This is a genomic window from Pasteurella bettyae CCUG 2042, from assembly GCF_000262245.1.
In the GTDB taxonomy this organism is placed as follows: Bacteria; Pseudomonadota; Gammaproteobacteria; order Enterobacterales; family Pasteurellaceae; genus Basfia; species Basfia bettyae.
The window spans coordinates 1-3,063 of record NZ_AJSX01000021.1 but is presented as its reverse complement, the minus strand read 5'-3'; the positions used below and the strand labels follow the sequence as shown (position 1 = coordinate 3,063).

Annotated in this window: 4 protein-coding genes; 1 reads left to right on the top strand and 3 read right to left on the bottom strand. The window is 34.9% G+C overall.

Features of this window, described 5'->3' with window-relative positions; genetic code table 11:
• Positions 1-106 precede the first annotated feature (106 nt).
• Genes hemG through HMPREF1052_RS04165 form a run of 3 tightly spaced genes read right to left on the bottom strand, consistent with a single transcriptional unit; the run spans position 107 to position 2,705 of the window.
• Positions 107-622, bottom strand: coding sequence for a menaquinone-dependent protoporphyrinogen IX dehydrogenase (gene hemG, locus HMPREF1052_RS04175; protein WP_005759971.1), 516 nt, complete (start codon positions 620-622; stop codon positions 107-109).
• Positions 622-2,085 carry a TrkH family potassium uptake protein gene (locus HMPREF1052_RS04170; protein WP_040596275.1) on the bottom strand — a complete coding sequence of 488 codons (1,464 nt, stop codon included), beginning with the start codon at positions 2,083-2,085 and terminating at the stop codon, positions 622-624. Before HMPREF1052_RS04170 ends, hemG begins: the two co-directional genes overlap by 1 nt.
• An 11-nt stretch (positions 2,086-2,096) precedes the next feature.
• Positions 2,097-2,705 carry a YigZ family protein gene (locus HMPREF1052_RS04165; protein WP_005759968.1) on the bottom strand — a complete coding sequence of 203 codons (609 nt, stop codon included), beginning with the start codon at positions 2,703-2,705 and terminating at the stop codon, positions 2,097-2,099.
• An 89-nt stretch (positions 2,706-2,794) separates the two neighbouring features.
• Here HMPREF1052_RS04165 and tusA point away from each other — a divergent pair, with 89 nt between their 5' ends.
• Positions 2,795-3,034 carry a sulfurtransferase TusA gene (gene tusA, locus HMPREF1052_RS04160; protein ID WP_005759966.1) on the top strand — a complete coding sequence of 80 codons (240 nt, stop codon included), beginning with the start codon at positions 2,795-2,797 and terminating at the stop codon, positions 3,032-3,034.
• Positions 3,035-3,063 lie beyond the last annotated feature (29 nt).

Genomic DNA, 3,063 nt, shown 5'->3' with positions numbered 1-3,063 from the left:
GAGATATTCAATTGGCTTGCAAGATCTTTTTTTAAAAATATTTTTAATTGCTCTTTTATTAAGCGATCTTTATTTTAAAGCCTAAAAAAAATACTATTTTAGCCTATTACTTAATCTTATTTATTTGATTAGCAAAATAGACAACTTGATTCCAATTAGTAAACTCAATTTCTTGTGTTGTATCAGTTTCTCCACCAGTGATTTTCATAATTAATTGGATCATAATACGATCAAACCATTTGTAGCGAGGATATAAGAGCGCCCCTGCAAAAACAGCAGACATAGTGGGTTTCCAATTGATACGCTCTAGAAATTTACGAACATATACATTAGTTTCAGGTGTATCTTTTCCTGCTTTTCTGGCAGTTAAATTTACACCATAAAAATAGCTAAATTTGCTCTGCAAAAGTGCGGTATGATTTTCAATAAATTGATAGAGCTTTTTATCAAAATGCCCGTAGCGGATAGATGCACCAATAATAATTCGATCTGCTTGATTTAGAATGATATTTGCATCTGTAATTGAAGCAACCTTAATCTCTCCTTCGAGATATTTTGATAAATAATCGGCAATCTTTTTAGTCTGCCCATCATGTGTTGAATAAAGAATAATTGTTTGCATTATGCTTTCCAGAAAGTCGGGCTAAATAAAGCCAATAATGTAAAAATTTCTAAACGACCACAAACCATTGCTACAGTTAAGATACATTTTGCACTATCAGGAATTTCAACCATATTACTACTTACGATTCCCATGCCTAATCCAAAATTATTAATACAAGCTGATACTGCACTGAATGCATCAAATGTATCAACACCACAAGCAATGACACCTAACAAGCAAACCACAAATACTAGTAAGTAAGCTGAGAAGAAGGCCCAAATACTCCCTATGACTCGTTCATCCAAAATATGCTTTCCCCATTTAATTGGATAAACAAGATTTGGGTGGACAAATAATTTTAGTTCTCGACGGCCTTGTAAATATAAAACGAGAACACGAGCTACACGTACACCTCCAGCAACAGATCCTGAACAGCCACCAATAAATGAAGCAATAATGAGCAATGTTGGAATAAACGATGGCCATGAAAAAAAATCTGATGTGGTATAACCTGTAGTAGTCGACATTGAAACAGTTTGGAAAATGATTTGTTCAAAATTTTGCCAATTTGTTTCAAAATACTGACTATTAATCATAACTAATGCACATACTAAGATTAATAATAATTGAATTTTTACAAAAAACTTAAACTCTGGATCCCTAAGATAAGTTCTAAAGAAATGCCCTTTATTAATTTCAGAAAATGCTCGAAAATGTAATCCAAAATTACATGCTGAGATCCATAAGAAAATAATGGTAATGATATTAATCCAGCTGTTATTAAAATAGCCAATACTCGCATCATGAGTTGAAAAACCACCAATAGAAACTGTTGCAAAACTATGGCTAATTGCATCAAACGCTGTCATTCCTGCGGCATAATATGCCAAAGCACATAAAATAGTAAGTGATGAATAGATAAACCATAGAAGTTTCGCAATTTCAGCAATTCGAGGTCGCATTTTTTGTTCTTTAATTGAACCAGATCTTTCAACACGGTATAAAGACATTCCCCCAATACCCAAAAGAGGAATAATTGCCACTGCAAGCACAATAACTCCCATACCGCCTAACCATTCTAAAAATTGACGATAGAATAAAATCGCTTTTGGTAAATTGTCTAAGCCGACAATTGTTGTAGCACCTGTCGTAGTTAAACCAGAGAAAGCCTCAAAAAAAGATGATGCAACACTGAGATCTGGATTATCAAATAAAATAAATGGAATTGTTGCTAAACTGCCTAAAACAACCCAAAATGCAACAACAATAATGAAACCTTCCCGAGAACGTAATTCTTGCTTATGGGTATGGCAGCTCCACCAAAGAATAGCACCAACAATTAGGCTAATTATAAATGATTGCATAAATGCTTTACCGCCACCATCGCCGTAAATTAAGGCGACAAAAGCAGGTGCCAGCATCGTCACAGAAAAACACATGACGAGGATTCCAACAATGCGGAGAATAGATAAAATATGCACGATTATCTCACTTATTCCACAGGCGTTAAATGAAGTTGCCCTGCGGAGCGTTCTATTAGTTCTTGTTCAAAGGGTCTAAGTTTATCATCACTAATGCCTAACTCAAATATCACATTAGCTTCGAAAAGTTGATGATTGATCATAATAGAATATTTATCACATAACATTTGCAACCAATTTACTTGTGAATAATCACAAATCAATAAATAGCGAGTACACTCAATTTTTAATGTTGTCTCAAGTAATTTTAAAGCTTGTTGTACACCATTTCCATAAGCTCGAACCAATCCACCTGTACCGAGTAACACTCCACCATAATACCGAACCACCACGGCACTAATTTCACCAATCTGACTTGCTTGAAGCATGTTGAGCATGGGTTTACCAGCGGTTCCTGGTGGTTCTTGATCATCAGAAAACCCCAATTCTTGAAAATTATTCGGGGCTCCTGCAACAGCTGCCCAGCAATGGTGACGAGCTCTCGGGTGCAAATCTCGAATAGATTGCCAAAAATTTTTAGCTTCTACTAATCCTTCAGTATGTTTCAAGTAAGTAATGAAATGGCTTTTTTTAATTTCTTCTTCAAAAACAACCGCACTTTTGGGGATTAAATATTCCATTTCCGCCTATTCGTATTTATGTTTTATTTTGACCATATTTACTTAGGGTTGTATCATACACCTAAATTAATTTTACGAAGTATAACATAATGAATAAATTAACGAATCATTATACTCTTGATGCGCAAGGATTACGCTGTCCAGAGCCAGTGATGTTAGTACGTAAACAAATCCGTGATATGCAAGAAGGGGAAGTACTATTAATTGTGGCAGATGATCCTGCCAGCACAAGAGATATTCCTAGCTTCTGTCAATTTATGGATCATACGCTACTACATAGCGAAATAGAAAGTATCCCTTTTAGATATTGGGTGAAAAAAGGCGTATAAAAAGTGCGGTAGAAATTTTTGAAATTTCC

What these genes read in the sequence shown, in the direction of transcription:
- hemG (WP_005759971.1), bottom strand. Translation starts at nt 622, where the DNA reads ATGCAAACAATTATTCTTTATTCAACACATGATGGGCAGACTAAAAAG.
- HMPREF1052_RS04165 (WP_005759968.1), bottom strand. Translation starts at nt 2,705, where the DNA reads ATGGAATATTTAATCCCCAAAAGTGCGGTTGTTTTTGAAGAAGAAATT.
- tusA (WP_005759966.1), top strand. Translation starts at nt 2,795, where the DNA reads ATGAATAAATTAACGAATCATTATACTCTTGATGCGCAAGGATTACGC.